Source organism: Nocardioides sp., from assembly GCF_031422975.1.
Taxonomy (GTDB): Bacteria; Actinomycetota; Actinomycetes; order Propionibacteriales; family Nocardioidaceae; genus Nocardioides.
Genome location: NZ_JANPEO010000539.1, coordinates 1 through 2,771 on the forward strand (window position 1 = coordinate 1; position 2,771 = coordinate 2,771).

General features: G+C 71.8%; 4 protein-coding genes. All 4 read right to left on the bottom strand.

All coding sequences use genetic code 11. From position 1 onward, the window contains the following. Window positions 1-189: 189 nt before the first annotated feature. Window positions 190-780: an antibiotic biosynthesis monooxygenase gene (locus RMO85_RS16000; protein ID WP_310529716.1), complete on the bottom strand. Its 591-nt coding sequence runs from the start codon at window positions 778-780 to the stop codon at window positions 190-192. Between the two features lie 112 nt (window positions 781-892). Then, entirely contained in the window at window positions 893-1,165 is a 273-nt protein-coding gene (locus RMO85_RS16005) for an acylphosphatase (protein WP_310529717.1), read from the bottom strand. Window positions 1,166-1,169: 4 nt separating this feature from the next. Further along, the gene (gene purB / locus RMO85_RS16010; protein ID WP_310529718.1) at window positions 1,170-2,588 is read right to left on the bottom strand and encodes an adenylosuccinate lyase; all 1,419 of its coding nucleotides are present in this window, start codon (window positions 2,586-2,588) and stop codon (window positions 1,170-1,172) included. A gap of 1 nt (window position 2,589) precedes the next feature. Beyond that, a partial coding sequence (locus RMO85_RS16015; RefSeq protein ID WP_310529719.1) for a phosphoribosylglycinamide synthetase C domain-containing protein occupies window positions 2,590-2,771 on the bottom strand: 182 nt, incomplete at its 5' end.

Here is a 2,771-nt window from a genome sequence, read left to right on the forward strand (position 1 = left end):
GCGTAGAGGTCGCGGACCTTGCCGGAGTGCAGGTGGGTCGTGCCTGCGATGGCGGGGGCGTCGGGGATGTTGAAGTCGGACACGCGCAGAGCCTACGGCGGCGGCTGCGTAGACGCGCGGACGTAGCTCCTGTTGTGCCCGGGCGGCGAGCGCGGGACGGGGCGGGCGACCCGACCAATGTCCGCGCGTCTACGCGTCGGCCGGCTTGGCGTGCAGCCACCACGCCATCGTGCGGGTGATCCACGGCAGCAGCACGTAGGTCATCAGGGGCGTCATCACCAGCACGGTCAGCAGGACCCGGAGCGGCAGCGCCCAGTCCGCGACGGGCGTGTGGCCCAGCGCGAAGTTCGCCGCCAGGCTCAGTGGGAAGAACACCAGGAAGATGGTGGTCGCCTGCTTCCAGCGCGGCGGCGGGCCGGGCGCGGTGCTCCTCGCCTCGACGGCGGCCGGCTCGTCGAACCACCCTTCGATGCCCGTACGACGCTCGACGCGCGTCGCCTCGATCCTGCCCTGTGCGGCCTCGAGCCACCACTCGCGCTGCGGGCTTGCCTCCCAGACGGCCAGTGCGTCGGAGCTGGCGAAGCGGTAGAGCATGTGCCACTCCGGCGAGTCCTCGGACGGGCGCACCCAGCCGCTGCCGAGGAAGCCGTCGAAGCGCTCCGCCAGCGACGTCCCGGCCTGCACCCACGCGAGCATCTCGCTCGACCGGGACGGATCGACGTGGCGGGTGACGGAGGTGGTGACAGGGGTGGTGACGGGGGTGGCGTCGGGGGCAGACATGTCCGCCATTGTCCGTCGCCCTCGCCGCTGGCACCGAACCGGCGGCGACGGGATGTTGGACACAGTGGTGATCCCCCCGCGACGTGCGCGCACGCGCCGGCCGGCCGGTCGGTCAGTGGCGCACCTCGAACGTCGTCGCGCCGGTCACCGCCGTCTCGAGGACCGCCACGTTGCGGACCCGCGCCATGGCGGGGCCGCTGCGGCACCACTCGACCAGGGCGGCCACGGCCTCGTCCGCGCCCTCGGCGTGCAGCGCGACCGAGCCGTCGGGCTCGTTGCCGACCCAGCCGACGACACCGAGGCTTCGCGCCTTCTCGGCGGTGTAGTAGCGGAACCCGACGCCCTGCACGCGGCCAGTCACGGTGGCACGGACAGCCCGACTCATGGGCTCAGAGGATCGAGCCGGGGGCGTACGCCGCAGCGTCGGGATGGCGGCGTACGACGTCCTCCACCAGCGCGACCACGGCCTGCACCTGCTCGACGGCAGCGCCGGTGAACTCGATCGGCTCGGCCACGAGCGCGTCGATCTGCCCGCGCGAGAGCCCGAGCCGGGAGTCGGCGGCGAGGCGGTCGAAGACGTCGTTGACGGCCTGTCCCCGGCGCATGTCGAGGGCGACGCCGACCGCGGCCTCCTTGATCGCCTCGTGCCCGACCTCGCGGCCGACGCCGCCCCGGACCGCTGCCATCAGCACCTTGGTGGTGGCCAGGAACGGCAGGTAGCGGTCGAGCTCGCGCTGGATCACGGCCGGGAAGGCGCCGAACTCGTCCAGCACCGTGAGGAAGGTCTGGAACAGCCCGTCGGCGGCAAAGAAGGCGTCGGGCAGCGCGACGCGGCGCACGACCGAACAGGACACGTCGCCCTCGTTCCACTGGTCGCCCGCGAGCTCGCCGACCATCGAGAGGTAGCCGCGGGTGATGACGGCGAGACCGTTGACGCGTTCGCAGGAGCGGGTGTTCATCTTGTGCGGCATCGCCGAGGAGCCGACCTGGCCCTCCTTGAAGCCCTCGGTGACGAGCTCGATGCCGGCCATCAGCCTGATCGTGGTGGCGAGGTTGGAGGGGCCGGCGACGAGCTGGACGACGGCGCTGAGCACGTCGAAGTCGAGCGAGCGCGGGTAGACCTGACCGACGCTGGTGAGGACGTGCTCGAATCCGAGGTGGGCGGCGACGCGCGACTCCAGGTCGGCCAGCTTGGCGGCGTCGCCGCCGAGCAGGTCGAGCATGTCCTGCGAGGTCCCCATCGGGCCCTTGATGCCGCGCAGCGGGTAGCGCGCGAGCAGCTCCTCGACGCGCTGCAGGCCGATCAGCATCTCGTCGGCGATCGTGGCGAAGCGCTTGCCGAGCGTGGTCGCCTGCGCGGCCACGTTGTGCGAGCGGCCGGCCATTACCGTGGTCTCGTGCTCGGTCGCGAGCCGCGCCAGTCTGGCCAGCGTGGCCACCGCGCGGTCACGCAGGAGCGAGAGCGACTGCTTGATCTGCAGCTGCTCGACGTTCTCGGTCAGGTCGCGGCTCGTCATCCCCTTGTGGATGTGCTCGTGCCCGGCCAGCGCGGCGAACTCCTCGATGCGCGCCTTCACGTCGTGCCGGGTGATCCGCTCGCGGGCCGCGATCGAGTCGAGGTCGACCTTGTCGATGACGGCTTCGTGGGCCTCGATCACGCCGTCGGGGACGTCGATCCCCAGGTCACGCTGGGCGCGCAGGACCGCGATCCAGAGCTGCCGCTCGAGCACGATCTTGTGCTCGGGCGACCAGATCGCCGCGAGGTCGGCGGCGGCGTAGCGGGTGGCCAGCACGTTGGGGACGGTCATGTCAGGAGTCTCCGTCGATCAGGGCTGTCATGGATGCGCCCTCGACGACACCGAGCGGCTGGGCCGCGATGTCGCGACGCCACTGGGCGCCGGGGAACGAGATGGAGGCGATGCCTTCGTAGGCCTTGGCGCGGGCGTTGGCGATGTCGGCGCCGATCGCGCGGACGGCGAGCACGCGTCCAC

What these genes read in the sequence shown, in the direction of transcription:
- RMO85_RS16005 (WP_310529717.1), bottom strand. Translation starts at nt 1,165, where the DNA reads ATGAGTCGGGCTGTCCGTGCCACCGTGACTGGCCGCGTGCAGGGCGTC.
- purB (WP_310529718.1), bottom strand. Translation starts at nt 2,588, where the DNA reads ATGACCGTCCCCAACGTGCTGGCCACCCGCTACGCCGCCGCCGACCTC.
- RMO85_RS16000 (WP_310529716.1), bottom strand. Translation starts at nt 780, where the DNA reads ATGTCTGCCCCCGACGCCACCCCCGTCACCACCCCTGTCACCACCTCC.